Origin of the sequence: Spirillospora sp. NPDC052269, assembly GCF_040679435.1 — a bacterium.
Taxonomy (GTDB): domain Bacteria; phylum Actinomycetota; class Actinomycetes; order Streptosporangiales; family Streptosporangiaceae; genus Spirillospora.
Map to the genome: position 1 here is coordinate 25,111 of NZ_JBFAUU010000020.1, position 26,851 is coordinate 51,961.

At 70.9% G+C, this 26,851-nt stretch carries 29 protein-coding genes; 16 read left to right on the plus strand and 13 right to left on the minus strand.

The annotated features are described in order from the left end of the window. Window positions 1-147 precede the first annotated feature (147 nt). On the plus strand, window positions 148-894 hold the full coding sequence (locus AB0L06_RS34825) for an NADPH-dependent F420 reductase (RefSeq protein ID WP_500235427.1): 747 nt from the start codon (window positions 148-150) through the stop codon (window positions 892-894). A 10-nt stretch (window positions 895-904) separates the two neighbouring features. Here AB0L06_RS34825 and AB0L06_RS34830 read toward each other — a convergent pair whose 3' ends face one another. Then, window positions 905-1,099 (minus strand): hypothetical protein, encoded by a 195-nt coding sequence (locus tag AB0L06_RS34830; RefSeq protein ID WP_500235428.1) that lies wholly within the window; start codon window positions 1,097-1,099, stop codon window positions 905-907. 263 nt (window positions 1,100-1,362) lie between these two features. Here AB0L06_RS34830 and AB0L06_RS34835 point away from each other — a divergent pair, with 263 nt between their 5' ends. The 5 genes from AB0L06_RS34835 (at window position 1,363) to AB0L06_RS34855 (ending at window position 7,208) form a co-directional block, all read left to right on the plus strand. Continuing rightward, window positions 1,363-1,824, plus strand: coding sequence for a GNAT family N-acetyltransferase (locus AB0L06_RS34835; RefSeq protein ID WP_500235429.1), 462 nt, complete (start codon window positions 1,363-1,365; stop codon window positions 1,822-1,824). A 278-nt stretch (window positions 1,825-2,102) separates the two neighbouring features. Next, window positions 2,103-3,629 carry a hypothetical protein gene (locus AB0L06_RS34840; protein WP_500235430.1) on the plus strand — a complete coding sequence of 509 codons (1,527 nt, stop codon included), beginning with the start codon at window positions 2,103-2,105 and terminating at the stop codon, window positions 3,627-3,629. A 16-nt stretch (window positions 3,630-3,645) separates the two neighbouring features. Next, on the plus strand, window positions 3,646-4,089 hold the full coding sequence (locus AB0L06_RS34845; protein WP_500235431.1) for a hypothetical protein: 444 nt from the start codon (window positions 3,646-3,648) through the stop codon (window positions 4,087-4,089). Continuing rightward, window positions 4,086-5,471, plus strand: coding sequence for an FHA domain-containing protein (locus AB0L06_RS34850; protein WP_500235432.1), 1,386 nt, complete (start codon window positions 4,086-4,088; stop codon window positions 5,469-5,471). Before AB0L06_RS34845 ends, AB0L06_RS34850 begins: the two co-directional genes overlap by 4 nt. Before the next feature lie 117 nt (window positions 5,472-5,588). Continuing rightward, window positions 5,589-7,208, plus strand: coding sequence for an MFS transporter (locus tag AB0L06_RS34855; RefSeq protein ID WP_500235433.1), 1,620 nt, complete (start codon window positions 5,589-5,591; stop codon window positions 7,206-7,208). Between the two features lie 91 nt (window positions 7,209-7,299). Here AB0L06_RS34855 and AB0L06_RS34860 read toward each other — a convergent pair whose 3' ends face one another. From AB0L06_RS34860 to AB0L06_RS34875, 4 genes are all read right to left on the minus strand, one after another. Continuing rightward, window positions 7,300-7,863 carry a rhodanese-like domain-containing protein gene (locus AB0L06_RS34860; RefSeq protein WP_500235434.1) on the minus strand — a complete coding sequence of 188 codons (564 nt, stop codon included), beginning with the start codon at window positions 7,861-7,863 and terminating at the stop codon, window positions 7,300-7,302. Window positions 7,864-7,985: 122 nt separating this feature from the next. Then, window positions 7,986-8,888, minus strand: a complete 903-nt coding sequence (locus AB0L06_RS34865; protein WP_500235435.1) for a sulfite exporter TauE/SafE family protein — start codon at window positions 8,886-8,888, stop codon at window positions 7,986-7,988. Beyond that, window positions 8,885-9,256: a rhodanese-like domain-containing protein gene (locus AB0L06_RS34870; RefSeq protein WP_500235436.1), complete on the minus strand. Its 372-nt coding sequence runs from the start codon at window positions 9,254-9,256 to the stop codon at window positions 8,885-8,887. Before AB0L06_RS34870 ends, AB0L06_RS34865 begins: the two co-directional genes overlap by 4 nt. A 22-nt stretch (window positions 9,257-9,278) precedes the next feature. Then, window positions 9,279-10,658 carry an MBL fold metallo-hydrolase gene (locus tag AB0L06_RS34875; protein WP_500235437.1) on the minus strand — a complete coding sequence of 460 codons (1,380 nt, stop codon included), beginning with the start codon at window positions 10,656-10,658 and terminating at the stop codon, window positions 9,279-9,281. Window positions 10,659-11,232: 574 nt separating this feature from the next. On the opposite strand from AB0L06_RS34875, the gene AB0L06_RS34880 reads away from it, so the two are divergent. After that, the gene (locus AB0L06_RS34880; RefSeq protein WP_500235438.1) at window positions 11,233-12,603 is read left to right on the plus strand and encodes a nitroreductase/quinone reductase family protein; all 1,371 of its coding nucleotides are present in this window, start codon (window positions 11,233-11,235) and stop codon (window positions 12,601-12,603) included. Window positions 12,604-12,727: 124 nt separating this feature from the next. Here AB0L06_RS34880 and AB0L06_RS34885 read toward each other — a convergent pair whose 3' ends face one another. The 3 genes from AB0L06_RS34885 to AB0L06_RS34895 all read right to left on the minus strand — a co-directional run bounded on the left by AB0L06_RS34885 (window position 12,728) and on the right by AB0L06_RS34895 (window position 15,507). Beyond that, entirely contained in the window at window positions 12,728-13,879 is a 1,152-nt protein-coding gene (locus tag AB0L06_RS34885; RefSeq protein ID WP_500235439.1) for a GDSL-type esterase/lipase family protein, read from the minus strand. Window positions 13,880-13,883: 4 nt separating this feature from the next. Next, window positions 13,884-14,675, minus strand: a complete 792-nt coding sequence (locus AB0L06_RS34890; protein ID WP_500235440.1) for an SDR family NAD(P)-dependent oxidoreductase — start codon at window positions 14,673-14,675, stop codon at window positions 13,884-13,886. A 238-nt stretch (window positions 14,676-14,913) separates the two neighbouring features. Beyond that, complete coding sequence (locus AB0L06_RS34895; RefSeq protein ID WP_500235441.1) at window positions 14,914-15,507, minus strand: hypothetical protein; 594 nt, start codon at window positions 15,505-15,507, stop codon at window positions 14,914-14,916. Window positions 15,508-16,196: 689 nt separating this feature from the next. Here AB0L06_RS34895 and AB0L06_RS34900 point away from each other — a divergent pair. Next, entirely contained in the window at window positions 16,197-16,487 is a 291-nt protein-coding gene (locus AB0L06_RS34900) for a hypothetical protein (protein ID WP_500235442.1), read from the plus strand. A 39-nt stretch (window positions 16,488-16,526) separates the two neighbouring features. Beyond that, a complete protein-coding gene (locus AB0L06_RS34905; protein WP_500235443.1) occupies window positions 16,527-16,892 on the plus strand; it encodes a hypothetical protein in 366 nt (121 codons plus the stop codon). Between the two features lie 165 nt (window positions 16,893-17,057). Here the strand turns inward: AB0L06_RS34905 and AB0L06_RS34910 are convergent, their stop codons facing one another. Further along, on the minus strand, window positions 17,058-17,393 hold the full coding sequence (locus tag AB0L06_RS34910; protein ID WP_500235444.1) for an ester cyclase: 336 nt from the start codon (window positions 17,391-17,393) through the stop codon (window positions 17,058-17,060). After that, complete coding sequence (locus AB0L06_RS34915; RefSeq protein ID WP_500235445.1) at window positions 17,390-17,824, minus strand: MarR family winged helix-turn-helix transcriptional regulator; 435 nt, start codon at window positions 17,822-17,824, stop codon at window positions 17,390-17,392. The genes AB0L06_RS34910 and AB0L06_RS34915 overlap by 4 nt, the downstream gene beginning before the upstream one ends. 74 nt (window positions 17,825-17,898) lie before the next feature. Between AB0L06_RS34915 and AB0L06_RS34920 the strand changes: the two genes are divergently transcribed. From AB0L06_RS34920 to AB0L06_RS34935, 4 genes are read left to right on the plus strand one after another with little or no spacing between them, the layout of a single operon-like run. Continuing rightward, entirely contained in the window at window positions 17,899-18,477 is a 579-nt protein-coding gene (locus AB0L06_RS34920; protein ID WP_500235446.1) for a TetR/AcrR family transcriptional regulator, read from the plus strand. Continuing rightward, window positions 18,474-20,228, plus strand: coding sequence for an alpha/beta fold hydrolase (locus AB0L06_RS34925; protein ID WP_500235447.1), 1,755 nt, complete (start codon window positions 18,474-18,476; stop codon window positions 20,226-20,228). Before AB0L06_RS34920 ends, AB0L06_RS34925 begins: the two co-directional genes overlap by 4 nt. 4 nt (window positions 20,229-20,232) lie before the next feature. Then, window positions 20,233-21,090: a phosphotransferase enzyme family protein gene (locus tag AB0L06_RS34930; protein WP_500235448.1), complete on the plus strand. Its 858-nt coding sequence runs from the start codon at window positions 20,233-20,235 to the stop codon at window positions 21,088-21,090. Between the two features lie 13 nt (window positions 21,091-21,103). Next, window positions 21,104-21,979 (plus strand): LysR family transcriptional regulator, encoded by an 876-nt coding sequence (locus tag AB0L06_RS34935; protein ID WP_500235449.1) that lies wholly within the window; start codon window positions 21,104-21,106, stop codon window positions 21,977-21,979. A gap of 43 nt (window positions 21,980-22,022) precedes the next feature. Here AB0L06_RS34935 and AB0L06_RS34940 read toward each other — a convergent pair whose 3' ends face one another. Both AB0L06_RS34940 and AB0L06_RS34945 read right to left on the minus strand, forming a co-directional pair. Then, window positions 22,023-22,820 carry an oxidoreductase gene (locus tag AB0L06_RS34940; protein ID WP_500235450.1) on the minus strand — a complete coding sequence of 266 codons (798 nt, stop codon included), beginning with the start codon at window positions 22,818-22,820 and terminating at the stop codon, window positions 22,023-22,025. A 339-nt stretch (window positions 22,821-23,159) separates the two neighbouring features. Continuing rightward, window positions 23,160-23,423, minus strand: a complete 264-nt coding sequence (locus AB0L06_RS34945) for a hypothetical protein (protein WP_500235451.1) — start codon at window positions 23,421-23,423, stop codon at window positions 23,160-23,162. A 184-nt stretch (window positions 23,424-23,607) separates the two neighbouring features. Here AB0L06_RS34945 and AB0L06_RS34950 point away from each other — a divergent pair, with 184 nt between their 5' ends. After that, window positions 23,608-23,913: an antibiotic biosynthesis monooxygenase family protein gene (locus AB0L06_RS34950; protein ID WP_500235452.1), complete on the plus strand. Its 306-nt coding sequence runs from the start codon at window positions 23,608-23,610 to the stop codon at window positions 23,911-23,913. Between the two features lie 55 nt (window positions 23,914-23,968). Further along, complete coding sequence (locus tag AB0L06_RS34955) at window positions 23,969-25,057, plus strand: MBL fold metallo-hydrolase (protein WP_500235453.1); 1,089 nt, start codon at window positions 23,969-23,971, stop codon at window positions 25,055-25,057. 308 nt (window positions 25,058-25,365) lie between these two features. Here AB0L06_RS34955 and AB0L06_RS34960 read toward each other — a convergent pair whose 3' ends face one another. Then, window positions 25,366-26,430, minus strand: a complete 1,065-nt coding sequence (locus AB0L06_RS34960; RefSeq protein WP_500235454.1) for an NADP-dependent oxidoreductase — start codon at window positions 26,428-26,430, stop codon at window positions 25,366-25,368. On the opposite strand from AB0L06_RS34960, the gene AB0L06_RS34965 reads away from it, so the two are divergent. Next, a complete protein-coding gene (locus AB0L06_RS34965) occupies window positions 26,417-26,842 on the plus strand; it encodes a winged helix-turn-helix transcriptional regulator (RefSeq protein ID WP_500235455.1) in 426 nt (141 codons plus the stop codon). The genes AB0L06_RS34960 and AB0L06_RS34965 overlap by 14 nt on opposite strands. The last annotated feature ends 9 nt before the right edge of the window (window positions 26,843-26,851 follow it).

Genomic DNA, 26,851 nt, shown 5'->3' on the forward strand with positions numbered 1-26,851 from the left:
ACGTCGGGACGGCCGTCGGGTGATCACGGCGTGAGTACGCGGGACACGGGCCTGGCTCGGTGGTCGAGGCCGCCGCAGGCTGTCGGGTGAGCGCGGACGCCGACGTGCGTCCGGCTCTCCACGACACTTCTTCGAACGGAGACAGGCGTGTCCCAGACGCTCGGACTCATCGGCAGCGGAATGATCGGCGCCTCGGTGGCGCGGCTGGCCCTCGCGGCCGGGCTGGAGGTCGTCCTCAGCAACTCGCGCGGTCCGGAGACGCTCGCCGACCTCGTCGCCGAGCTCGGCGAGGGCGCTCGTGCCGCCACCGCCGCGGAGGCGGCACGCGCTGCCGACCTCGTGGTGGCGGCCGTGCCGCTGACGGCCTTCGAACACCTTCCTGTTGAGGCCCTGACCGGCAAGACGGTGCTGGACACCGCGAACTACTACCCCGAGCGGGACGGTCACCTGGCCGAGCTGGACGACGCGGAGTTGACCTCCAGCGCTCTGCTGCAGCGGCGCCTCACGGGTTCCCGGGTGGTCAAGGCGTTCAACTCGATCACCCCGCACCAGATCGTCACCCTGGCCCGTCCCACGGACACGCCGGACCGCAGCGCGCTGCCCATCGCCGGCGACGACGCGGACGCCAAGGCGGAGGCCGTCCACTTGCTGGACGTGCTCGGGTACGACGCGGTGGACATGGGCTCACTCGCCGAAAGCTGGCGCAGCGAACCGGACACGCCCGCCTACGTCCTCCCCTACCTCGGCGACGTCCCCGCGATGAACGTCGAGGAGTTCCTGCGCTGGACGTTCGAGACCCCCGGCATCCCCGTGCCCGCCGGGCAGATCGCCAAGCTCGTCGAGATCGCCGACCGCCGCCGCGCCGGCGACGCCAGATTCCCGAGCGACGACTGACCTCACCGGGTCAGCGGTTGGAGGTGCGGCGGAACCGTCCCCAGGGTTTGTAGACGGACAAGGTGGTGGCGAGGGTGAGCAAGGTCAGCGACACCGCCGGAGGGAAGAACAGCTTCCGCACCTCACCGCGCGGCGGATTCCCGGTCAGGAGGTGCTCGCCGTAGGCGCCGACCGCGTGCATGCCGGGCTGGAGCGCTCGGATCACGCGGGCCACGGGGGTTGGCCGGACGGCCGTGCGGCGCGTGAGCGGCGTCAGCGCCAGGCCGTCAGGGTTTCCGGTCGGCGGGCGGGGGCGCGTCGTACGGCGGGCGACTCTCGCGCTACGTCCTGGGGCGTAGGGCGCGCGCCGGGAGGGCCGCCGCCCGGTCGATGCCCTCCCTGCGTGGCAGTGGCCCTCAGCCCTTCGGCCTGCGCGAATCACCGAACGCGCTGGACAGCGGGCGGGCTCTGCCGGGACGATTCGTGATCATGAACGAGAGCGTGCGCCTGCGACCGGCCGAACCAGAGGACCACGACCGCATCATCAGCGTGGTGGACGACTGGTGGGGACGGCCGATCCGATCGGTCCTGCCCCGCCTGTTCCTGGACCACTTCCACCGCACCAGCCTGGTCGCCGAGGACGACGAGGGCCTGGCGGGGTTCCTCGTCGGACTGCTGTCGCCGTCGATGCCCGACGCCGCCTACATCCACTTCGTCGGCGTCGACCCCCGCCTCCGGGGCAGCGGTCTGGCCCGCCGCCTCTACCAGGAGTTCTTCGAGCTGGCCGCGGCCGGGGGGCGCACGGAGGTCAGGGCGATCACCTCACCGCAGAACCATGGTTCCATCGCCTTCCACACCGCGATGGGCTTCAGCGTCGCCGGGCCCGTCGCCGACTACGACGGACCGGCGGTCGACCGCGTCGTGTTCCAGCTCCGGCTCCCGCCCTCGTGATGCGAGGACGGGGAGCGTCGGCGGGACGGTGAATGAGGTCGGCGAGGTACTCATCCATCGGTCGACGGTGAGAAAGACGTGTCCGTGGTGAACGGGCGGGCGGTTCGCTTCGTCGAAGATGTCGACCGGACGAGGTGCGCCGAGCGCCATCGGGACGGACGCTGTCGCGGAGGTTCACCGGACCCTCGGGCGAAGCTTCGGATTGACCCTTAGGCGGCATAAGTTCTGTATAAAATGTCGCGATATTCCAGAATGACGGATTGCCGAGGGACAACCACGTGTCGACTGCTCATGCCCACGGCGACCTGACGCCGCAGCTGATCGGATCGCCGGTCTGGTACGACCAGACGGTGGGCGGGGCGGGCATACCGATCTACGACGCGCCGTTCGTGTCGGTGGGAGGCGGGCTCGGCTCGTTCATCCTGGCGGACGTCCTGCGTGTCCAGGGGGCGCCCGCCTCGGCGATCCGGGTGGTCTCCAACAGCGAGACGCCGTGGCAGAACTGGGAGTACCTGACCCGCGTGTCGCAGATTCCCGTGCATGAGCGGATCCGCTCCGACGCGGGGGCGCGTCCCGACAACCTGTGGGGCTTCCCCTCGTACGCGATGAGCGAGGCGTGGCAGGACAAGTCGCCCGCGCTCATGTGGCAGGTCCTGGTCGAGCCGCTGATGGCCGACTTCTTCGCCCCGCGCGCCGGGACGGTGTTCGCGACGGTGCGCAAGGAGGCCGAGCGCATCGGGTACTGGAACATGCTGGCCCAGGGGCAGGTGCGCATGGTGCGCCGCCGCGCGGGCGGCGGGTACTTCACGCTCGTCACCCCGCCCGCCGGGACGACGCCCACCAAGCGGATCGCGATCCGCTCCCGGTACGTGCACCTCGCGGTCGGCTACCCGGGCCTGAAGTACCTGCCCGACCTGCAGGAGTTCCGCGAGACCTACAACGACTACCACCGCGTGGTCAACGCCTATGAACCGCACGAGCACGTGTACGAGTTCCTCAAGGCGCGGCCGGGCCTGGTCGTGGTGCGCGGCGCCGGGATCGTCGCCTCGCGCGTCCTGCAGCGGCTCATCGACGACAAGGAACGGCTCGGGCTGCAGACGCAGATCGTGCACATCTTCCGCACGTACGTGACGGGGGCGCACGGGCCGGGCGTGTTCATGCGGCGCAAGGGCGGCGACGGCTGGTCCTACCAGGCGTTCACCTTCCCCAAGTCGGCGTTCGGCGGCCAGCTCAAGGCGCAGTACCGGAACGCGGACGCCGAGAAGCGCAAGCAGCTCTCCAAGGCCGTCGGCGGCACCACCACCCCGCGGCTGCGGCGCTGGCAGGGACAGCTGGGACGGGGCAGGCAGGGCGGCTGGTACCACCCGATCCAGGCGATCGTCGAGAAGGTCGAACCCACCAGGGACGGGCGCCTGCTCAGCCACACCCGCAGCGACAACGGCGCCCGCAACCAGATCGTCTCCGACTTCGTCATCGACTGCACCGGCCTCGAGGCCGACATGGCCGAGCACCGCGTGCTGGACGACCTGCTCCGCAACGGCGGCGCGCAGCGCAACGGCGCCGGGCGGCTCGCCGTCGGGACGAACTTCGAGGTGCTCGGCACCGCGAGCGGCGACGGCGCGCTGTACGCGACCGGCGCCGCCACCGGCGGGAACCACTTCCTCGCCGTGGACAGCTTCATGGGCATGCAGACCGCCGCGCTGGACATCGCCGCCGACCTCGCCAAGCGCGGGTTCGTCAAGCGGCTCGGCCCGGTGCGGTCGACGAACCAATGGCTGAAGTGGGCCCTGAACCGCTCGATCTAGAGGGAGTAGTGCGAAGGTGACCCCCACTCTCGCCGGCCGGATCCAGACCCGGCTGTTCATGCTCGGCACCGTCGGCGTGGTGCTGACCGCGCTGATCGTCCCGGTGCTTCCCGGCACCGGAGGCGGCAGCCTGGCCGCGACCTACAAGACCGCGTACATCATGCTGCTCGCGGTGGCGGTCGTCGGCATCGTCTGGGAGCTGCTGTACCACCTGCTCATGCAGTTCCGCTGGGACAAGGACTGGCCGACGCTGTTCGGGCTGGTCACGATCCTGCCCGAGGGGCTGGTGATGTTCCTGCTGCTGCGCGCCGGCGTGGTGCCCGGCATCGGCGGCAAGGTCGCCGTGTCCACGTTCGTGACGATGTTCGTGTTCGTGTGGATCGGCGTGTGGCTGATCTCCAACGGACCGATGCGCGTCCCGTTCGTGCAGTGGAGGCTCCGCGGCGGACGGCTGCTGTGACGGCGCCACCCCGGGACGACGTCCCGCCCAAGCCCGTCGTCCGGCCGCTGCCCGGCGACGGCCTGGTCGCACGCGAAGGGGACCTGTCGCTGGTGTGCGCGCGTCCCGGCCCGGCGGCCCCGGCGGTCTTCGTCGACCGGCTGCTCGCGGCCCTGGCCGACGCGGCCGCCGCGGGCGAGGGCGGCCGCGAGCTGGTCGGGCGGGTCATCCGCGTGCTGTCGACGGCGGACGACGGCGACAGCGGCCCGCTGGCCTGCGCCGCCGCCGGTCCCGCGCCCGACGGCGGCGTCGCGGTGCTCGTCGGCGGAGGCGCCGAGGCCCGCGTCCTCACCTCCGACGGCCGGGAGACGAGGATCGACGGCACCGCCTCATACGACTGGACGGAACGGACCGTCTCCGGACCGATAGCGCGGCTGGACCTCGTCCTGCCCGGCGCCGGGGAGGTCGATCCGCGTCTACGGCTGTCCTCGGGCGTCGTGCACGGCGGCGGGTTGCGTCAGATCACGCAGACAGGACGCCGGGTGGCGGGCGTGTTGCCGATGCCCGCGTCCGCCGCGCGCCCGAACCTTCCTGAGCCGAAGCGTTCCGAGCCGAAGCGTCCGGAAGCGATCCGGCAGGACGCGACGCGTGTGGAGTCGTCCGCGGAGCCGCCTCGGACGCGCATCGAGCACAAGATCGCGCCGTCGGCGTCGCCGTCGCCGTCCGCGTCGCCCGGGCCCGGGCTCGGGATCCCGGTCGCGGGAGCCGGGGCCGCCGCCCGCCCGAAATCCCCCACCTCCCCCCGCGCGAGCTCGCCGGGTATGCAGGGCGGCGCGGGCCTCTCGGTCTCCCCCTCGGCGTCTCCTTCCGCCGCGCCCGCCGCGAAGCCAGGGTCGGGTTCGTCGTCGGGGCGTTCCGTGCTCGAGCCGCCGCATGTGCTGGGCGTGAACTGCAAGAACCACCACTTCAACGATCCCCGGGCGCGCTACTGCGCGGTCTGCGGGATCTCGATGATGCAGGCGACGCTCGCGCCCTTCAAGGGGCCGCGGCCGCCGCTCGGCGTGCTGCTCGTCGACGACGGGCAGACCGTCCCGCTGGTCGCGGACCTGCTCATCGGACGCGAGCCGCGGCACGCGCCCGAGGTCGCCGAGAAGCGCGCGATGCCGATGCGGCTGACCGACGACGACGGCTCGATCTCCCGGCGGCACACCCTGATCTCCTTGGACGGCTGGCAGGTGCGCCTGGTCGACCTGGGATCGGTCAACGGCACCGCGGTGAAGCTTCCCCACGCGGCCGACTTCGAGCGGATCGCCGCCGACACCCCGGTGCCGCTGGCCCCGGGAACGGTCGCGCGGATCGGCGTGTCCAGAACGTTCAGATTCGAGTCGAACCGAGAACCCTGATCGCGCGTCCGATCTCCGTATCACCGCCTGCACCAGCGGCATCGCAGGTTCGCACCACCTCAGGTTCGCACCCCGCATCTGGCCATTCCCCCTAGTCCGGAAGGACGACCACACGCCATGCGCGCACGCTCTTCGAGCGGCAGCACTGCCTATGCTCACCCGCTCTTCTTCTGGGGCGGTTTCGTCGCCTGCGTCGCGGGTGTGCTCCTGCACCTGCCGATGTACCTCGACGCCAAGGACATGCACTACCACCTGGCCGGAATGCCGATGGACACCCCGATGATGATCGGGATGGTCCTGATCGTGCTCGGGCTGGTGGCCGTCGGCTACGGCCTGGTCCCGCGCGACTTCCTGAAGAACGCCCCGCCCCCGGAGCTGCGCGTCCGCGCCGAGGGCGACTCCAAGCTGCGCCCGGCGCACATCGCGCTGATCCTCGTCCTGACCGCGGCCGTCACCATCGACGCCATGAAGCCGATCTCGCTCGGGTTCACCGCGCCGGGCGTGGCCAAGGAGTACGGGCTGAAGTCGGCCCTCAACCCGCACGGCCACCTGCCCGTGGCGCTGCTGCCGTTCTTCGGGCTCACCGGCACCGCGGTGGGTTCGTTCCTGTGGGGCTGGCTGGGCGACCGCATCGGACGCCGCGCGTCCATCCTGTTCGCCGGGGTCCTGTTCGTGACCACGGCGACGTGCGGCGCCATGCCGTCCTTCGGCTGGAACCTGGCCATGTGCTTCCTGATGGGCGCGGGCGCCGGCGGCATGCTGCCGATCACGTTCTCGCTGCTCGCCGAGACGATCCCCGGACGGCACCGCGGCTGGCTGATGGTGCTCATCGGCGGCACGCTCGCGCTCGCCTACGTCGTCACCAGCTGGATGTCGGCCTCGCTCGTCCCGACCTACTCGTGGCGCATCCTGTGGCTGGCGGGCATGCCGACCGGCGTGACGCTGATCCTGCTGAACCACTGGATCCCCGAGTCGCCGCGCTTCCTGCTCTCGCACGGACGCGAGGAGGAGGCCCGCGCCGTCATGGCCCGCTACGGCGCGTCCCTGGTCGAGGCCACCGAGCCGGAGCCGGAGACCGAGGACGGAGCGGACGGGCACGGCGGGTTCGGACGGCTGTTCCGCCCGCCGTTCGCCGGCCTCACCTCCGCGGTCGTCGTGCTCGGCCTCGGCATCGGCCTGGTCACCTACGGCTTCCAGCTGTGGATCCCGTCCAACCTGCAGAAGCTCGGGCTCGCCCAGGCCACCGCGGACAAGGCGCTGCGCGACTCCGCCCTGCTCGGCCTGCCGCTGGTCTTCCTCGCCGCCGCCCTCTACGGGCTGTGGAGCGCGAAGAAGACGATCATCCTGTTCACGGCCCTGGTCGCCGTCGCGCTCGGGGTGCTGACCTTCGCCGGGGACGACCTGGCCAAGCACCGCGACTGGCTGTACGTGCTGCTCGCCGGGCCGATCGTCGGGACGAGCGTCATCGCGTCCATCCTGGCCGCCTACAGCTCCGAGATCTACCCGACCCGGATCCGCTCGCGCGGCTCGGGCCTGTCGGCCGGCGTCGGCAAGCTCGGCGGCGTCCTGGTGACGATCATGCTGGTCGCGGGCATCGCCGCGCCGTCCATCGGGCTCACCGCGCTGCTCGGCGTCATCCCGCTCGCCCTCGCGGTCATCGCGGTGGCCGTGTTCGGCGTCGAGACCCGGAAGCCCGCGCCGAAGGCGACCCCGGCCGTCGCCGCGGCCGAGGCGTAGGAACCGGACGCCGTCCGGAACACGAAGGGCGGCGGCGCGGGTGCCGTTCTCCGGCTCCCCGCGCCGCCGCCCTTACGCGTTCCCGGGTTCGTCAGCCCTTGAGGGCGGCGAGGGTGGCGTCGAGGTCACCCGTGCGGGGACGGTTGAACGGGAGCTTGGAGAGCATCGCGGCCATGGCGCAGCTGTTCGAGACGGCCGAGTAGACCAGCCCCGCGGCGACACCGCCGGACACGATGAGGGCCGGCTTCCAGAACGCGCCCGCGACGGCCCCGGCCAGCACGAGGGAACCGGCCGTGAACCGGACCTGGCGGTCCATCGCCCAGATCTCGCGGCCCTGGCCCGGCTTGTTGACGTCGCGTCCGCCCTCGGCCCACGCCTGGGTGCCGCCGGAAAGGGTGGCCACCTCGATGCCGAGCGCCGACAGCCGCTCGCACGCCTGGCCGGACCGGGCCCCGGACGCGCACACGACCAGCAGCGGGCCGCGCGCGGCGGCGGCCTTGAGCGCGTCGAGCGCCTTGTCGAGGCTGTCCAGCGGGACGTTGTGGGCGCCCGGCAGGTGCCCGGAGGCGAACTCGCCGGGGGTGCGGACGTCGACGACGGTCCACTCGGAGAAGCGGGTCTGGGCCTGCTCGGGAGTGATGGGCGTGATGGCCATGGTGTGGAGATCTCTTTCTTTCCGGGGTGTCGGGCCAACCGTAGGATACGGGCAGGGGTATTCCGACAAGGGGGGTTGGAAACAGCGGTGCCGCCGAACGCGGCGGAACGGCGGCACGAGGGTCAGAAGAGGGCGTCGACGAGCATCACGCCCGCGACCGCCAGGAGCATGAACGCGAAGCCGCGCTGCAGGAGCCGTCCGGAGAGCCGGGACGCGACGCGCCGTCCGTCCCGGGCGGCGAGGATCGCGGCCGCGGCGAAGGGGACGATCGTCGCCCAGTCGAGGGAGGACGCGGCCGCGCCGCGCATGGTCAGGGACGCCAGCGCGTTCACCGCGATGACCAGCAGGCTCGTGCCGATCGCCGCCTTCATGGGGAAGGCGAGCCGGGTGACCAGCGCGGGGACGGCGAGGAACCCGCCGCCGACGCCGAGCAGCCCGGTCAGCGCGCCCAGCCCGGCGCCGGTGGCGGCGGCCTTGCCCGGGTGCGCCTCCGGCGTCCCGCCCGAGGCGGCGACCGTACCGGTGCGCGCCTCGGACGTCCCGCCATCCTCGTTTCCGCCTGCACCCTCGCCGCTGGACGCGGACACGGATACGAGCGCACGCTCGGGCGCCAGCGCCAGCGCCAGCGCAGGCGCAGGCTCGGGCTCGGGCTCGGGCTCGGGTGCGGAGGTCGCGCGGAGCATGCGGACGGCCGCGAATCCCGCGACCAGCGCGAAGGCGGCGGTGAGGACGGCCTGCGGCAGGCGTGCCGCCGCGAGCCCCGCCACCGCGGCGGGGACGATCCCGGCCACCGCGAACAGCGTCCCCGCCTTCCAGCGCACGTTGCCCGCGCGGGCGTGCGTGACGAGGGCGGTGATCGAGGTCACGGCGACGATGACGAGGCTGGCGGTGGTGGCGTCCGACGGGGTGAACCCGAGCAGGTAGACCAGCGCGGGCACGGTGAGCATGCTGCCCCCCGCGCCGAGCGCGCCCAGCACCAGCCCCGCGACGGCTCCGCAGCCCAGGGCCAGGATCAGAGTGGTCATGCCACCATGCCGGGTCGCCCGCCGGGGCCGGTGACCGGGAATCCCTCACGTGCCCAGGCGGACATGCCGCCCGTCACGTCGACGGCGTCGACGCCGCGGCCGGTGAGGATCTGGGCGGCCTGCCGGGACCGGTTGCCCGAGCGACAGATGAGCACGACCGGCTTGTTCCGCGCGGAGGCGGGCAGCTGGCCCCCGCCGGCGAGGCGGCTGAGCGGCACGTGCACGGCGCCGGGCGCGTGCCCCGCGTTCCACTCGACCGCCTCACGCACGTCGACGAGGACGGCCTGGCCGTCCGCGACGCGCTGCTGCGCCTGCTTGGCGGAGATCCGGCTTCCGCCCGAGGAGCCGAAAAGGTTTCCGAAGATCATGGTGTTGTCCTCCTGTCTCTGGTCAGCGAAGGCCGTCGGCCGGGGTGACGGTGAGCCCGGCGTCCACGGCGGAGTCGAAGCCGTCGTCGACGGCCACGACCTGGCGGCCCGCGGCGTCCAGCAGGGACGCGGCCGTCGCGGCCCGCAGCCCGCCCGCGCAGTGCACCCAGACCTCGCCCGCCGGGATCTCGTCCGTGCGGCGGCGCAGCTCGTGGATGGGGATGTGCACCGAGCCCTCGACGAAGCCGAGTTCCCGCTCGGAGTCGCGGCGGACGTCCAGGACGACCGGCCGCTGCCCGCCGTCGCGCAGCGCGGCGGCGAGGTCGGCGAAGGTGGCGCGGGCGAAGGACCGCGGCTTGTCGCCGTCGACGATCCAGTCGGCCGGTCCGCCGGTCGCGGCGGCGGCCGGACGGTCGATGCCGACCCGGGCCAGCTCGCGCTGGGCGTCCGCGATCTGCTCGGCGTTCTCGCCGAGCAGCGTGACGGGACGGCCCCACGGGATCAGCCAGGCGAGGTAGGTGGCGAGCTTGCCGTCGCCCTCGAAGTTGAACGATCCGGCGACGTGGCCCGCGGCGAAGGCGACGCGGTTGCGCAGGTCGACGACCCACTCCCCCGCCGCCAGACGCGCGGCGATCTCCGCGGCGTCGGCTCGGCGCACGGGCGTGAGGTCCACCGGGGCCGGGCCCGCGGCGTTCACCGGGCCCATGTGGGCGTAGTAGGCGGGGATGTCGTCCAGCCCGGCGAGCATCTCGGCGACGAAGGTGTCGACGTCCTTGGTCAGCGCCGCGTTCCGGGCGCGCTCCAGGCCGATGGTCGTCGTGTCGCCCTCGGCCTGCGAGGACGAGCAGAAGCTGCCGAAGCCGTGCGTGGGCAGGACGGTGACCTCGTCGGCCAGCTCGTCGGCCAGCCGCCGGACGGACGCGTACTGCGCCCGGGCCAGCTGCTCGGTCAGGCGCGGCTCGACCAGGTCGGGGCGTCCGACGGAGCCGATCAGCAGCGAGCCGCCGGTGAAGGCCGCGACGGCCCGTCCGTCCTCCTCCAGGACGTAGGAGGTGTGGTGCGGGGTGTGGCCGGGCGTGGCGACGGCGCGCAGCACCAGGCCCTCGTCCAGCTCCACCGTGTCGCCGTCGGCGACCGGGATCCGCGCGTAGGCGACGTCCGCGGCGGCGGGCACCAGGTATCCGGCTCCGGCGATGCGGGCCAGATCGAGGCCGCCGGTGACGTAGTCGTTGTGGACGTGCGTCTCGGCGACGTAGGCGACCCGCACCCCGCGCCGGGCCGCCGCCGCGATCACCTGGTCGATGTCGCGCGGCGGGTCCACGACCACCGCGGCACGCGGCCCGCCGGCCAGGTAGCTGCGGTTGCCCAGGCCCTCCAGCTCAAGGGTCTCGACGAAGAACACGATCCCGCCTCCTTGCGGTCACCTTTTTACCCCCGGGGGTATCCCAACGCCCTCAACGTAGCACATATACCCCCGGGGGTACCAAGAAGTGATCTGGGTCGCTCCCGCCACCGCCGCTTGACGCCCCCTGGTGATCTTGCGTTGAATGGGCGCCGGTGCCGCGTGGCGTGCGCAAGGGAGCCCCGACGGAGGACGGCGGGCCAGGCCGCGGACGAGTACGCGAGCACCAAGGAGACCCCGAAGGGGATGATGCAGGTGGCCGTCTACCGCATGGACCTCGCCTAACCGCATCGCGCCGACGCCGTTCGCGACGTCCTTCTAGGCACCTACCCCGGCACCGAGCGCTCACGCGCCCCCGCCAAAGCGCCCGCGCACCCGCGCCCGAGCGCTTTCGCACCCACGCCTGAGCGCTTCGCGCCGCCTTCGTGCCCCGTCCGGACGCCGTGAACCGAGCGCGCGCAAGATCACCCGGGCTCGCCCACCCCGCCGTTGCCCCACTCGCCCCGCGCCTTCGGCCGGACGGGCGTGCCCTCCACCTTTCACTTCGCCATGCGAACCATCAGCAAGGAGTGTCTTGACCACACCGATCGTGGACTTCCAGAAGCAGGTCATCGACGAGTTCCGCACCCATCACGGGCGCGTGGGCGGCATGTTCGAGGGCGCGAATCTGGTCCTGCTCACCACGACGGGCGCGCGCACCGGCCGTCCGCACACCACCCCCGCCGGCGTCCTCCCCGACCCGGACCGGCTGCTCGTGATCGCGTCCGCCGCGGGTGCCCCGCGACACCCGGCCTGGTTCCACAACCTGCGCGCCAACCCGCGCCTCACCGTCGCGACCGGCCCGTTCACGATGGAGGCCGACGCGGTCGTCCTCGAAGGGGCCGACCGCGACGAGGTCTGGGCGCGCGCCGTCGCGTCCGACCCCGGCTGGGCCGAGTACCAGCGCAAGACGACCCGGATCATCCCGGTCATCGCGCTGTACCCCGTCCGCACGACCCACGTGAACCTGCCCGAGGACGACCTCCTCGACCGCCTGGACGAACGAGGGCTCAGCCCTCTCTGGAACACCCTGCAGACGAAGGAGAACTGCTTGACGACCAACCGCATCACCGGCCCCGACACCTACGACACCGTGGCCGCCGCCCTCGCGGGCGTGTTCGCGAACCTGCCGCCTCTGCCGTCCGACGCCGACACCGCCGAGCCGTTCACGCTGCCCGCGCCGGGCCGGTGGGTGGACGCGTCGCACCGTCCGGTGCGGGAGGCGGGCGTCGTCCTGTACGTGCACGGCGGCGGCTTCGAGAGGCGGATGCCCGAGTTCGAGCAGCTCCTGGCGTACGACCTCTCCAAGACGGCGGGCCGTCCGGCGTTCGGCCTGGACTACTCGCTCGCGCCCGAGCACACCTTCCCGGTCGCGCACGACGAGCTGGTCAGCGCCTACCGCGCGATGCTCGCCGAGGGCGTCCCCGCCGAGCGGACGGTCCTGTTCGGCGAGTCGTCGGGCGCGACGCTCATCCTGGAAGCGCTGCCCACCCTGCGCGCCGAGGGCATCCCCCTGCCGGGCGCGGTGGTCGTGGCCTCCCCGGTCACCGACTTCACGGCGACGAGCCCGTCGATCGACGCGCCCGCGGGCCCGGACGGCCTCACGCGGGAGATCCTCGAGCACATCCTCGGCCAGTACCTGGGCGGGCTTCCGAACGACCAGGCGCCCCAGTCGCCCATCCACGGCGACCTGACCGGCCTGCCGCGCATGCTCATCGTGGCCGGCGGCAACGAGGGCCTGCTGGACGACTCCCGTCGCTACGCCGAAGCGGCGGCCAAAGCGGGCGTCGACGTCACCTTGGACGTCTACGACGGCATGTCGCACGTCTTCCACCTGGCCGTCCTGGCGGAGCCGCGTCCTCCGGTGGCGACGACCTTCCTCGACCGCCTGACCGCCTGGCTCTAACGAAATCCCCGCTGACCGGCCCCGGCTCAACACACGCCGGGGCCGGTCACCGGCACACCGCCCACCCGGCACCGCCTGATCAGGTCATCGCCGGTGCTCACGATCGTTCGATCGTGGCGCTTCGTCAGGTGAGCGGCAGGAGTGCGTCCGCGATCGCGTCGGCCATGACCTGCGCTCCAGCGTCGTTGGGATGCATGTGGTCGCCGCTGTCGTAGGCGGGTGCGAGGGTGGCCGGTGCGGCGGGGGCACGCAAGGCCTGGTCGAGGTCGGCGACCGCGTGGAACTCTCCGCTGGTGCGGATCCACTCGTTGACGTGCCGGCGGAGCTCCTCGTTCTCGGGGGTGTCGAATCCGGAGCTGATCGCTTCGGCGCCGCCGAACGGAGTGATGGTCGCGATGACCGCCGTCAGGCCGTGGCGCCGCGCGTGTTCGGCGATGGCCGTGTATCCGTCGATGAGCTCGTTCGCGGACACCGGAGAGGTCCCCAGCATTCCAGGAAGGCAGATGTCGTTGAGCCCGAACTGAACAATGAGGTGGGTCACTCCTGGTGCGGTGAGCACGTCGCGCTCGAAGCGAGCGGTTCCGCTCTCCCCGAAGACGTCGGTGAGCAGCCGGTTTCCGGCGATGCCGAGGTTGACCACGGACATGTTCGCGGCGGCGGTGCGGCGGGCCAGTTGGTCGGTGTAGCGCAGGCCGGCCCCGGCCGTGGTGCCCACGCCGTCGGTCAGCGAGTCACCGAAGGCGGCCACGACACGGTGGCCGGGGGACGACAGCACGTCGATCCCGGTGAGATGGAAGCGGGATTCGCTCTCTTCCGGGTGGGTCAGTTCAGGCTGGGAGGTGGCGTCGCCGGCAGCGACGTAGGCGGTCTGCAAGGCGAACGGGTGGAAGGTGGCGGGTCCGCACGGCGTCGCCTGGTAGGTGCTGACGACCAGATCGGTCTCGCCGGCCGTGGCGAACTCGACCGGGTCACTCACGGCCTCGTTCCCCACCTCGATGGTCACATCGGGGGCACCGCCGCCAAAGGTGACCTGGGTGTCGGTACAGGGGACGATCGCGGATCCGGCGGCGTGGAGCGCGACGCGGGTGCGGGCGATGGTGAGCGGTTCCTTGCCGTACAGGTTGCTGAGCCGCACGCGCAGGCGGTCGCCACCGTCGCGGACCCTGACGATCTGGCGGAACGTCTGGTCCTCGAAGCCGCGGGAGGGGTGGACGAGCGGCGGCTCGTCCGGGCTGACGGGAGCGGATCTGAACGCCGCGATCCATGTCTGGGGCATGGGTTCACTTCTCCTGGGACCGCAGCAGGCGGCGGGTCAGGTCGTCCAGGCGAGCGGCGTCGCCGGGGACGAAGGAGGGGTTGTCCAGGCTGATCCGGCCGGTCGGCGTGAAGGCGCTGAGCGGTTCGGCAGGCGGGGCATCGATGCGGGAGATGATCGGCTTGATGCCTTCTCCAACGGGGGCGCCCTGCCGCTTGAGCCCCGCGACGTGGGCGGCCGTCGCCGGGTCGTACTCGCCGGCGAAGCTGGTCGAGACGGGGCCGGGGTTGACCAGGACGTAGCGGGTGGGGCCCGCGGCGTGCTGGGACGCGAAGGAGACGCCGAGCAGGTTGTTGGCGCGGCCGGCCTGCATCTGGGCGGCGACGCCGTCGTAGCCGCGTTCGAGCATGAGGTCGTTCCAGTGGATGCGGCCGATGGGCGGGCCGGGCATCGGCCCGGCGACGTTGACGATGACGCGCGGCTGGTCCAGGCCGTGGCTGAGCAGGAACCGGCTGAGGTACTCCAGCGCGAAGGCGCTCTCGAAGCCCTCGGCCGTGACGAACCGGGTGGAGCGGAAGTACCGGGCGCACAGCACGAGCGCGTGCACGGCGGGGTAGCGCTCGTTGATCTCCTTGATGACGCGCCGGTTCTCGGCGACCAGGCTCAGGTCGGCCTGGATGAAGTGGGCGCCCGGAAGCGTGGCCGCCTTGGCGGGGTCGCGGCCGACGATGACGACGGTGTCGCCACGGTCGAGGTAGGTGCGGGCCAGGGCCTTGCCCATCCCGTCGGTTCCACCGGTGATCACGATCGCTGACATGCGGATGCCCTTCAGAACATGGCGCTAGTTGAACTCATGAGTCCAAGTTAATGGACTCGCGAAGCCATGAGCAACTCATGGGTCTACAAAGCTGGACTCACGAGTACAGATAGGGCGCTGACCAGCAGCGCTCGCGGACAGGCCGAGAGGCGGCAGGCTCCCGAACGGCACGTTCGCCGCGTTCGCGCACCGCGGCCACGCCCCGCCCAGCCGACGGCCGATCAGGCTCGTGGTGTTCCTACAGACCTGGGCGGGTGTCGGGCTCGATGATGAAGGCTTGCGCGGGATCTGCGGGGTCGCAGGTAAGAAGGAAGACCGCCACCCCAGCGCGTGACGCGGTCTGAATGCAGAGCTCAGTGTGCGCGAGCTGGAGTCGGTAGGCGTTCGGGCGCACCGTCGAGTGGACGAGCCAGAAACGGTCGGCTGTATTTCCGCCCTTGGTTCCGCAGAAGTCGTCGTCGACTTCGCCGCGTGGTTCCAGTTGGCGGATGCCCATGCAACCCGAGCCGAGGTCGGGGTGCCGGGTCCCGATGACAAAGGTGCCGTCCGACTGGGGTAGGACGGTGCGCGCCGGGAACGCGTTGGCGCAGGGCATTGGGAAGATCCGGCCGTCGACATGCCGCCGCGCCGACAGGCAACCGTCGGTTTTGACCGACCGGATGCGAACCGCTCCTCCCGACTCGTGGAGCACGGAAGCCGTCGCGGTCTGGTCCTGCGGCGGCGAAATGGCGTGCGGCTTTGGAGCGCTGTCGGCGGTGAGCACGGTGACGATTCCGAGCGGCAGCAGCGCGAATGCCGCGAGCGTCGGCCAGGCGACCCGGCGCGACCGCACCGCACTGCTCGCCGCCGCAGGTGGGGACGACGGCGAAGCCGCGGGTCGGGACAACTGCGGAACCGCAGGTGGAGATGGCGGCGGAATCGCAGGGGACCGTTCTGGAGATGGGGCGGAAGGCTCCGGGCGCGAGGCCATGCCCTGAGCTTGTTGCATGGCCAGCCTGCGCCGGACGCTCACCCATACGTCGACGTATTCCGCAGGGCAGTCACAGGCCCGGACGAATGCGATGAGGAGTTCTTCCCGAGGGAGCTTCTCGCGTCGCAACGCCGTGACCAGGGTGCTGTGCGGCAAGGGAGTGCCCTGGAGGCCTGACCGACGCTCCAACTGCCGGAAAGTGGCGCCTGACCATGCCCTTAACTGGCGCATCGTGGCGACGAACTCCGCGGCGTTCCTCGCATGCCGGGGATCGGGACATTCGGGAGGCAGAGCCTGATCGTGCATGCGGTGACTCCTGAAAGCCGCTCGGTGATCACTGACCCGACCGCAGGATAAGCGACGACGCCGGGCTCGTGGGTGTTCAGCCGCCTCACCTGCGACGCCACCGGAACGGACCAAGACGGACCAAGGTCGACCACCGCGAACCCTGGCCGTCCGCCCGGGCCGCCCGCAGTCTTGGGCACGAACTCGACCCACGAAATGCCGCGCGGCGATTCAGGGTCATCCGCACACCGAAAGAGGAGGACGCAGTGAGAAAGTTCGTTCGAACGATGGTCGCCGTCAGTGCTGTCGCCGCCGCCGTCACCGTGCCCGCCGGAACCGCCCACGCGGACACCTGCACCGGGCTCCCGAGCTTTCCGTACATGCACTTCTCCAAGAACGGCGGCCCCGCTCCGGTCCACGCCGATGACTATGCAGCGTCCAAGGTCATCGACTACACCTGGGGAGATGTGGTCTCGGTGTACTGCATCAACAGCTCCGGCAACAAGTGGTACAAGCTGATGGATGGCGGCTGGGTCTACTCTGCCTACGCTTACTAGCCAGGAATGAAAACCCCACGCGATCCGAGGTCACTATTCATGAGAACGATACTCAAGGCGGCCCTGGTGGCCTCGGTGGCAATGGCGTGTTTGGCCACCACGACGGTCGCCGCGTCCGCCACCGCCGTCGACATCACGCGCCAATCCGGGTGCGGCTCGTTCATCGGCACCTACACCTACTGGAGCGACAACAACGGCTGGTACGGATACACCCTGGGCGGGACGCTGTTCTACCACTGCTCGGGCGGCGGAACCCTGCGCCTCAAGATCACCGGTTCGCAGGCCAGCGGGCCCTACTCCTACACCGTCGACTACCACCTGGACGGCACCGAACAGAAGATGATCACCCAGATCCGCCGCAGCAGCGGCGTGAAGGACATCCGCATCGCCCTCCTCGACGCCTGATCAGACCGTCCGGCAGGTGACGCCCTGCGCGTCCGCACCCCTTTCGCGACCTTCGCGGGTCACCGAAAGGGGTGCTTCGCGCTGCTGCGGCGGACGCGTCGCCAAGACAGGTCAGGGTCGACGATCGCCTCTCCGCGCGATGTCGAACTCGTGGATCGCGGCCGTTCAGCGCTGCATGGAGGACAGGCCCCACAGCTCGGCGATGCGTCCGTCGCGGATGCGGAAGATCTCCATCATCGTGGGCGACTGGCCGGGGATGCCGTGGACGCTCGTGCGGACGGCGGCGGTGTTTCCTTCGACGACCATGTCCTCGACCGTGACCTTGAGCTCAGGGAAGGCCTTGTGCATCTGCTGCCAGCGCTGGGCGACGCTGTCCGGACCGGTCGCGTTCATCGGGTGGCTGTAGAAGTCCGCCGTGAAGATGTCGTGGGCGGCCTGGTGGTCATGCGTGTTGAACGCCGTGTACATCGCCTCGGCGACCGTCCGCACGTCGTTGCTCATGGCTTCTCCTGCTCGGTGATGTTCGTCCGGATGTGCCGCAGGGCGCTCAGCACGGCCTCCTGCTCCTGCGCGGAAAGGCCGTCCAGCAGGCGCTCCTGATACACCTGGTGCGATCGCTCCAGGTCGGCGGCGGCGCGCTCGCCATCCTGCGTCAACGCGGCCAGCGTGTACCGGTTGTCGGACGGGTCGAGGCGGCGCCGCGCCAGCCCCTCCCCCTCCAGCTCCTTGACCAGGCGCGTGATGGACGCACCGTCGATGCCCAGCGCCTGCCGCAGGTCGCTGTGGCTGGTCTCGCCCTGCCGCCGCAGCCGGACGAGCAGCTGCACGCGGTGCGCGCTCATCCCCACATGCCGGGCGAACGCCTGCCTCAGCTCCGCGCAGGTGCCGCCGACCTCGCGGAAGAACCTGTCCTCAGATGTCTCGTCATGCACGGTCTCTTTATAGCGACAACTCTTGAAGTGATCAAGAGTCAACAAAAATATGTAGACCGGTCTATTATTTCGCCATGGCTGGAAACAAGGGGGCTCAGACCAGCGCGCGGCTGGTGGAGTCGATGCTGGAGCTCGTCCAGCGGCGCGGTTACAGCGGCACCGGGCTGACCACGGTGACCGAGCACGCGGGCGCGCCCAAGGGGTCGCTGTACTTCCACTTCCCCGAGGGGAAGGAGGCCCTCGGGGAGAAGGCCGTCGAGCTCGCCGCCGAGCGGTTCGCGTCGCTGCTCACCGACGCGGTACTGGAGACGGCGCCGCCGGGCGAGGTCCTCCGGAACGTGATCGACGTGCTGGCGCGGATGCTCGCCGACAGCGACTTCCAGCTGGGCTGCCCGGTCTCGGTCGTGGCGCTGGAGATGGGCGCGCACAACGACCGGCTGCGGACCGCCTGCGCGAACGCCTTCGACTCGTGGATCACGCCGGTCGCCGCGTACCTCGCCGCGCACGGACGGCCGGACGCCGAGGCCCGGTCGTTGGCGACGGCCCTGGTCAGCATGATCGAGGGCGCGCTGATCGTGTCGCGCGCCCAGCGATCCGTCGAACCGCTGCGGAACGCCGCCGACGCCCTCGCCCGCCTGGTGGACGCGTCATGACCGCGACGGAACGGCACGCGCTGGTGTTCGGCGCGACCGGCTTCATCGGACGCCGCCTCGTCCTCGAACTCGGGCGGACGGGCGTTCGGGTCACCACGGCCACCCGGAGCGAGTCGTCCTTCCGGAGGCTCGCCGCATGGCTGGCCGACCACGGGCAGGCCGACGCCCCGGACGACGTGCGCGTCGACTTCTCCGACCCGTCCCTGGTCGGGCCGGACGACTGCGACGGCGTCACCGAGATCTACAACTGCGCGGCGGCCTTCCGCTTCGGAATGACGGAGGACGAGGCCCGCCGCGCGAACGTGGACAGCGTCCGCGCGATCGTCGCGCTCGCGTCCCGCCTGCCGGACCTGCGCCGTCTCGTGCACGTCTCGGGCTACCGGGTGGGCGGGCAGTCCGCGTCGACGTGGGGCGAGGAGCAGCGGCGCGCCGCGTACCGGACGCTGGGCGCCTACGAGGCGTCCAAGGTCGAGGCGGATGTGGTGCTCCAGACCGAGGCCGACCGGCTCGGCGTCCCGTGGACGGTCGTCAACCCGTCCGCGGTGGTCGGCGACAGCGCCACCGGCGAATCCGACCAGTACATCGGCCTCGCGACCACACTGAAGGACCTTTGGCAGGGGACGCTCATGGCCGTCCCCGGCAACGCCTCGACGTTCGTCCCGGTGGTCGCGGTCGACCATCTCGCCCGGTTCATGACGCTCGTCCCGACGGACGAGACCGCCGAGCACACCTCGTACTGGCTTCTGGACGACGACACCCCCGCCCTCCCCGACCTGGTCTCGCTCATCGCCGACCACTACGGGGTTCGTGCGCCGCGCGCACGGGTTCCCGTGTCCCTGGTGAAGCGGCTCCCCCAGCGGCTCACCAAGGCCGACCCCGAAACCCTGACGTTCCTGGCGAGCGACCGCTACCCCACCGAGTCGGCACGCACCTTCGCCGCTCAGCACGGCCTGAACATGCCGGACGCCGGCACAACGATCCGCCGCTGGGCGGACCATCTGGCGGCACATCGTTTCGGCGACGCGCCCGACGGCGTCCGTCGCTTCACCACACCGAACGGCGTCCGGACGTTCGAACTGGGTGAGCCGGACGCCCCCACGGTCGTCCTCCCAGGCCTCCCGATCAACGCCGACACCTGGGCGCCGGTCGTCACGGAGCTGGGCCGGGCCCGCGCCGTCGACCTGCCCGGACTCGGCATGAGCACGGGCGATCCCGATGACTGGCCCGCCTGGCTGGCCGCCCTCGCGCCTGGTGTCCGCCACCTGGTGGGCCACTCCATCGGCGCGGCTGCCGCGCTCGAGGCGGCGTCCGCCCACCCCGTAGACCGCCTGACCCTCGTCTCCCCGTTCTTCCTCCAGGCACGTCCGACCCAGTGGAAACCCCTCACCCACCTGTACCTGAGCCGGGTGACTCCGGAACGGCTCGCCCAGCGCCTCACCGGCGACACGACCCATGCGGGCGCGCTGGCTTCGAGCGCGGCCGACCTCCATCGCGGCACCGCCGCCACCACCGCCCGGCTCCTGGCCAAGGCAGCGTCACAGAACTGGCGGGCCGACCTCTGTGCCCGACTGCGCCGCTATCCGGGACACGTGCACGTCGTCCACGGCTCCGAAGACCCGCTCACCCCGGAGGGCCAGGCCGTCCTGGACGCGCTCCCGAACGCGACCGTCTCGGTGCTCGTCGGCGCAGGCCACCACCCGCACCTGACCCATCCGAAGGACGCAGCCCACGCCATCGGAGAAGGGGCGTGAGGCCATGACCGATGATCCGTCGACCACGGACGAGGAGATGCTCTTCGGGGAGGGGGTGACTCCTTTCGTCCTCCGCGTCGGGAACACCGTCCGCCGTCCGATCAGGCCCTTCACCTCGACCATTCACGCCTACCTCGCCCACCTTCGCCAGGCCGGTTTCGTCGAGGCTCCCGAGCCCATGGGGACCGACGAGCAGGGGCGGGAAGTCCTGAGCTTCGTGCCTGGCGACGTCCCCCATCCCCCGCTTCCGCCGGAGGCGATGGGCGAGGACGTCCTCGCCGCCCTGGCTCGGCTCATCCGCCGCCTCCACGAGGCCGCGCAGGGCTGGACGCCTCCACGCGACGCCGTCTGGTGGACGCCGCCCGGGACGGACGGCATCCCGTTCGTCGACGGTGGCGAAGAGCTGGTCAGTCACCGGGACTACTGCCCCGGGAACGTGGTCTTCCGCGACGGGCTCCCCGCCGCCCTCATCGACTTCGACCTCGCCCGTCCGACCACGCGCGTGTACGACATCGCGAACGCGCTCTATTGGTGGGCGCCCTTGATCCATCCTCAGGACCGGACACCCGCGCTCGCCGAGGTCGACATTCCCCACCGCGTGGCGGTGTTCGCCGACGCCTATGGAATGACCGGGCAACAGCGCCGTGACCTGGTGCCCCTTGCCAGGCGGATGGTTCACCGCTTCCATCTGACCGCCCGTGCGGCCGCCGAAGCGGATCCGGTGTTCCGGCGCCTGTGGCGGCAGGGTGACCTTGGTGAACGCATGCCGCGCGCCGAGGCGTGGCTCGAACGGGAGGCCCCTGCCATCGCGTCCAGGATCACGGGGACCTCTGGGTCGCGCACACCTTCTGAGGACGCGTGAGGAGACTGAACACATGAGTCTGCGTCAGTTCGAGTACGCCTTGGCCGTTGCAGAGGAGGGCTCGGTGACCGCGGCGGCGGAGCTGCTGCGCGTCGCCCAGCCATCGGTGTCCCAGCAGATCCGCGCCCTGGAGCAAGAGCTCGGCGTGAAACTGTTCGCCCGCACGCCGACCGGACTCGTGCCGACCGTGCTCGGTCGCGCGTTCCTGCGGGAGGCGGAGGTCGCGGTCGAGGCGTCGCGCCGGGCGCGGGCGACCGCGCGGGCCGGTGCCGACGAGCTGGTGGGCGAGCTGGTCGTCGCCGCGCAGATGGGCTTCGGCACGCGGCAGTTGCCGGGCGCGCTGGCCGCGCTACGCCACCGCTACCCGCGCCTGGAGGTCACCGTCTTCGAGGAGCCCAGTTCGGCCGAGCTGGAACGGCTCTGCCGCAAGGGCGTCCTCGACCTCGCTCTGATGGCGGCGTGCGACCGGTCGCCCGCCGACGCCCACCACCTCGGCGACGAGGAGTTCGTCGTGGTGCTGGGCGCCGGGCACTGGCTCCTCGCCGCCGACCGCGTCGAGCTGCGCGAGCTGGAGGGCGAGCCGTGGGTGCGGTTCGACCGCGACAGCGCGCTCGACGCGGTGCTGGTGAACGTGCTGCGCGAGAACGGCCTGGCCCCGGCCACGGCCGCCCGCGTGTCCCAGACTGCGACGGCCGTCCGCTGGGCCGCCCACGGACTGGGGGTGACGCTCGTCCCAGCGTCGGCGGTGCCGCAAGGTCACGAGCACCTCGTCCGCCCGGTGTCCCCGGCCGTGTCCCAGCCCGTCCTCGCCGTCGTCCGGCACGACGCGGGCCCGGCGGAGATGGCCCTACGCGAGTTCCTGTGCGAAGAGACCTGGGCGGCCCGATGACACCGGTTCTCTGACGGGCGGAGACGGCGTTCCCGAAGCGGCGTCAGCCTCGGGGGAATTCGCCGCCGTCCAGGTGGAGATTGGTTCCGGTCAGCCAGCTCGCCCGGTCGGACACCATGTACAGGACCGCCTGGGCGATGTCGTCCGGCAGGCCGTCACGTCCGAGCGGCGTGGTGTCCTTGGCGCCGACCGCGGTGGCGGCCGTCTGGTCCGGCATCGACGCGGCGGTCATGTTCGCCCACCGCTCGCGCGTCTCCTCGCCGCCGGGGGTGGTGACCCGGCCGGGGCTCACGACGTTGACGCGGATCCCGAACGGCGCCAGCTCCTGGGCAAGCCCTCGGCTGTAGTTCTCCAGCGCGGCCTTCGCCGCCGTGTAGTGCAGGAACGGCCCCATCGGGGTGAGGACGGCGGCCGACGAGACGTGCACGATCCTCCCGTCGCGCCGCTCCCGCATCCCGGGCGTGAGCAGCGCGTCCAGCCGGACGGACGCGAGGAAGTTCAGGTCCAGCGCGTCCTGCCACGCGTCGTCGGGGATGGACGAGCCGTCCTTGTGCGGCTGTCCCCCGCCCGCGTTGTGGACGATGATGTCCACGCCGCCGAACGCGTCCCGCGCGGCCGCCGCGATCTCCTCCGCGCCGGCGCGCGTCCGCACGTCGGCCTTCACGAACTCGGCCCCGTCCGGCAGCGTGGACGTCGCCGACCTGGCGGTCGTGAGCACCTCGGCGCCCGCGTCCAGCAGCTCGCGCACGACGGCCGCGCCGATCCCACGCGACCCGCCCGTGACCAGGGCCCGCTTCCCCTCGAGTTCCCGCGTTCCCGATCCGTTCTTGCTCGTGGTCATGCCACCGGTCCTTTTCGATCGCGTATTCGTCTACTCGACGGAAGATGAGTCGACGCACACAAGGCGCAAATTCGAAGAAATCACGCGAACAGCGCGTCGACCTGCTTCACGGTACGTCCGAGAAAGAACGAGGAGCAAAGACCAAAAGACAGCAGGGGCCATAGGCGGTTCCTATGACGTCCCGGCCCGCCGCCGCGTCCAGGCGTCACCCGCCCCGGCGAGAGCCACCCGGCTCCCTGCGCTGCCGGGAGTGCGTCCGACAAGGGTCAGGCCAGGAAGCCGACAAGGCCACGTGGGCATGACCAGGGGAAACGCGAGCCGGACTCCGACCATCCGCGATCAGCGCCGGAGGCGCCGCGTCCCCCAGCCGCAGGCAATCGTCAGGCCGGCAGAGACCACCATGAGCGCCACGACGTCGACCACACCATTGATGCCCTTGTTGTTCGGTCGGGTCATGAGCATATAAATCAGCAGAGAAATCGATACCACGAGCCCGGCAAGAGAATAAGCGAAGGCGTGCTTGAGCTGCTTCAGCGCCCTACTGTTCCCGTCACCCGGGGACTTGTTCTCAGCAGAGGACATGTGCGCCACCGTCCAGGCCATTGCTCGATGAGATCATCCGCGACCGACCACTACACCCTAGGCAAACGCCCACGACCTCGCCACGGGCCAGCAGCTCATCGAAACCGGGCCTCCGGCTGGTGTCACAGATTCGAGGTGTGCTCGGTCTTCTATGGGCGTGAGTCGATCCTTGGATTCGAAGGCCGGCGTTGACGGGCCGGTAACCGTGATCAAGAGCTACACCGTCCCGGCGGACGAAGCCGACCACTTCGTCGAGGTGTACCAGGAGAACGCCCGGATCATGTCGGCCCAGTCCGGCTTCCTCCGCTCCCGCCTGCACAGACCGCTCGCCGACGCCCCGGAGGCGCGGTTCGTCCACGTCGCCGAATGGACCTCGGGCACCGCGCTCGACCAAGCCACCGGCAACCCCGAGTGGCATGCCTCGCTGAAGCGCATGTTCGACGATCCGGGCCTTCACATCACCTCAGAGCCTGCCAGCTATCGCGTCGTCGTCGAACTTCGTCCCTCCTGACGACAGCGATCGCCACCCGCAGCACCCCCATGCCCCATCCTCACAAGGACAACGCATGACGACTGAGCCCACAGAGACGGACAAGACCAACCGCCGCACGTTCTTGAGGAGCGCGTCGGCCGCCGCCGCGGTTCCCACCGCCGCCTCGCTGCTCGGCGGCTTCTCGGGCACCGCTACCGCGGCCCCCTCGCCCGGCCTTCCGGACTACGCGCCGGTCCCTTCCACTTCGGTCGGGCCCGCGCTCAACGCCGACGGCTACTTCGTCGGTCACATCGAGGGCAACCTGTACTGGGTCACCGACTCCTACTACCAGGCCATGTTCCTCACCACGCGGGACGGCGTCGTGCTCGTCGACGCCCCGCCCACCTTCGGGCACAACCTGCTACGGGCCGTCCAGCAGGTGACCCGTGCCAACGGCAGGCCCGGCAAGGTCACGCACCTGGTGTACTCCCACTCCCACGCCGACCACATCGGGGCCGCGTCCCTGTTCGGCAAGGACGTGGTGCGCATCGCCCACACCGAGACCCGCCGCCTGCTGCGCATCGCCGCCGACCCCAACCGGCCGGCGCCCACGGAGACCTTCGACGACCACCACGTCCTGCGGGTCGGCGGCGAGCACCTGAAGCTCGCCCATCACGGCCCGAACCACTCCCCGGACAACATCTTCGTCCACGCGCCCGACTACGCCACGCTCATGGTCGTCGACGTGCTCTTCCCCGGCTGGGTCCCCTTCAAGGGCCTCGCCGCCTCCCAGGACATCCCCGCCTGGATCAAGGCCCACGACATCGCCATGGGGTACCCCTGGCGGACCCTCGTCGGCGGCCACCTCGGGCGTCTCGGCGTCCGCGCCGACGGCGCCCTGGAAAAGCAGTACATCGACGACCTCCTGGCCAGCACCCGCGCCGCCATCACCTCGGTCGACCCCACCCCCTACTACCAGAAGTACGGGCCGACCGGGAACTCCTGGGCCATCTTCAAGGCGTACCTCGACGCCGTCGCCACGACGGCCGCCGCACCCGTCACCGCCAAGTACACCGGCGTCCTCGCCGCCGCCGACGTCTTCACCGTCGACAACGCCATGGCCCTGGTCGAGTCACTGCGCATCGACCACGACGAGCTAGGCCCCTTCGGCATCCGCCCGTAACACCCGCTTCGGATGGTCGTTGACGGTCCTACAGGACCGTGTCGAGTTCGGCTGCGCGGACCTTGGGTCCGCGCAGCCGTACCAGGTCAGGTTTCGTGCGGGTCAGAACACGGGGTTGGCCGACACTCTCAAGGACGGTGTGGGCGGCTCGGCCGGCCTGCGTCCTCATGAGCTCCTTGAGGCCGCGCTGGCAGTGCGCCAGACGTTGAGCAAACCGCTGGTGTTCGAACCGGTGGAGCCGTCACACCACGGGGTCGCGGAGCCAGACCGCCCCAGAGCCTGCCCCGTGGACCTGCCGGAGGCCGGCGTTAGAAGGTCAGTACCGTCCGGCTGCCTTGGGTCCGGCCTGCGGCGAAGTCGACAAAGGTGCGGCGGGCTTGGGTGAAGGGGTGGCTGGTGACGCGGACGGTCAACCCGCCTGAGGCGACTCTGTCGACGAGTTCGGCGAACCGATCGAGGCCTTGTTCGACACCCAGGTAGGTGGCGGTGACGCCGCGGTCGAAGCTCGGCGGGCCGCCGAGCGGGGAGATCACCAGACCGCCGTCGCGGGCCGCTGCCGCGGTGGCCGCCAGGCCGGGACCGGCGTTGACCAGGTCGATGACCACGTCGACCCCTCCTGGGACCAGCTGAAGGGTCTGTTTGACCGGATCGATGTCGGTGTAGTCGATGACATCGGAGGCCATCGCGGCGACTCGGGACATGTGCTCAGGCTTGGCGGTCGCGATGGTGCGTGCGCCGGTGTCGGCCAGCATCTGGAGCAAGAGCGATGCGACCGCGCCATCGCCGCCGACCAGCAGCACGTTCTGGCCTGCCGCCAATTCGACGGTGGTGAGCGCGGCGGCCATCAGCAGCGGGGTCGGCAGCGCGGCGGCCGTCTCGACCGGGAGGTCATGGGGGCGTGGCGTGATCGTCGGCCCGTCGTGGACCAGGGTGTACTCGGCGATCGCACCGACCGGGTAGGTCAACGCGACCACTTGGTCACCGGGGGCGAAGCGGGTCACCCCCTCGCCGACCGCCTCGACCGTCCCCGCGGCGTCCACGCCGAGGACGAACGGGTGCTCGACCGGCATGACGTCCTTCATCACACCGGTCGCCAGCTTGACGTCCAGCACATTCAGCCCGGCCGCCGCCACCCGCACCAACACCTGGCCCGGCCCGGGGGTCGGCCGGGGCACATCGATGATGGACACGGTGTCGATCGGCCCATACCGCGTAGCGGCCAGGGCCTTCATCGCGGTTGCGTTCATGTCGGGGTTCACGCGGTTCTCCTGCTCGCCTTGTGATCGTTTAGCTTGGACAGCACGGTAGGAGAGGCGATAGGCACCCGAAGGTGCGTATCGGGTTGGGGAGACTGATCGCGTGGACGCGACCATCGAGGAGATCTTCGAGCCGTACGGCGACTACGTGGCCGATTGCCCGGCACGGCTGGCCGTGGACATGTTCGCCAGCGCGTGGGTGCCGGTCGTGGTGTGGGCACTGCGGGACGGACCGATGCGCCCTGGCCGGCTGCGGGAGGAGGTCGGCGGAATCAGCCAGAAGGTCCTCACCCAGACGCTACGCCGACTGCAGCAGTACGGCCTGGTGGAGCGGCATCGTTACGCCGAGGCGCCACCACGGGTGGAGTACGAGCTCACCGAACCTGGCCGGGATCTGCTGATCCCGATCTACACGCTCGGGCAGTGGGCCTACCGGCACGCCGACACCGTTCTGGCAGCGACGAACGACAACGGATCCGGCTCCGCCAACCCTCCCAACCAGGCGTCACGGGGAGCGGGACTCCTGTGAGTTGCCTGT

What these genes read in the sequence shown, in the direction of transcription:
- AB0L06_RS34920 (WP_500235446.1), top strand. Translation starts at nt 17,899, where the DNA reads ATGGCTGGAAACAAGGGGGCTCAGACCAGCGCGCGGCTGGTGGAGTCG.
- AB0L06_RS34945 (WP_500235451.1), bottom strand. Translation starts at nt 23,423, where the DNA reads ATGGCCTGGACGGTGGCGCACATGTCCTCTGCTGAGAACAAGTCCCCG.
- AB0L06_RS34890 (WP_500235440.1), bottom strand. Translation starts at nt 14,675, where the DNA reads ATGTCAGCGATCGTGATCACCGGTGGAACCGACGGGATGGGCAAGGCC.
- AB0L06_RS34935 (WP_500235449.1), top strand. Translation starts at nt 21,104, where the DNA reads ATGAGTCTGCGTCAGTTCGAGTACGCCTTGGCCGTTGCAGAGGAGGGC.
- AB0L06_RS34870 (WP_500235436.1), bottom strand. Translation starts at nt 9,256, where the DNA reads ATGATCTTCGGAAACCTTTTCGGCTCCTCGGGCGGAAGCCGGATCTCC.
- AB0L06_RS34885 (WP_500235439.1), bottom strand. Translation starts at nt 13,879, where the DNA reads ATGCCCCAGACATGGATCGCGGCGTTCAGATCCGCTCCCGTCAGCCCG.
- AB0L06_RS34865 (WP_500235435.1), bottom strand. Translation starts at nt 8,888, where the DNA reads ATGACCACTCTGATCCTGGCCCTGGGCTGCGGAGCCGTCGCGGGGCTG.
- AB0L06_RS34955 (WP_500235453.1), top strand. Translation starts at nt 23,969, where the DNA reads ATGACGACTGAGCCCACAGAGACGGACAAGACCAACCGCCGCACGTTC.
- AB0L06_RS34930 (WP_500235448.1), top strand. Translation starts at nt 20,233, where the DNA reads ATGACCGATGATCCGTCGACCACGGACGAGGAGATGCTCTTCGGGGAG.
- AB0L06_RS34910 (WP_500235444.1), bottom strand. Translation starts at nt 17,393, where the DNA reads ATGAGCAACGACGTGCGGACGGTCGCCGAGGCGATGTACACGGCGTTC.
- AB0L06_RS34860 (WP_500235434.1), bottom strand. Translation starts at nt 7,863, where the DNA reads ATGGCCATCACGCCCATCACTCCCGAGCAGGCCCAGACCCGCTTCTCC.
- AB0L06_RS34905 (WP_500235443.1), top strand. Translation starts at nt 16,527, where the DNA reads ATGAGAACGATACTCAAGGCGGCCCTGGTGGCCTCGGTGGCAATGGCG.
- AB0L06_RS34835 (WP_500235429.1), top strand. Translation starts at nt 1,363, where the DNA reads ATGAACGAGAGCGTGCGCCTGCGACCGGCCGAACCAGAGGACCACGAC.
- AB0L06_RS34960 (WP_500235454.1), bottom strand. Translation starts at nt 26,430, where the DNA reads ATGGTCGCGTCCACGCGATCAGTCTCCCCAACCCGATACGCACCTTCG.
- AB0L06_RS34855 (WP_500235433.1), top strand. Translation starts at nt 5,589, where the DNA reads ATGCGCGCACGCTCTTCGAGCGGCAGCACTGCCTATGCTCACCCGCTC.
- AB0L06_RS34940 (WP_500235450.1), bottom strand. Translation starts at nt 22,820, where the DNA reads ATGACCACGAGCAAGAACGGATCGGGAACGCGGGAACTCGAGGGGAAG.
- AB0L06_RS34925 (WP_500235447.1), top strand. Translation starts at nt 18,474, where the DNA reads ATGACCGCGACGGAACGGCACGCGCTGGTGTTCGGCGCGACCGGCTTC.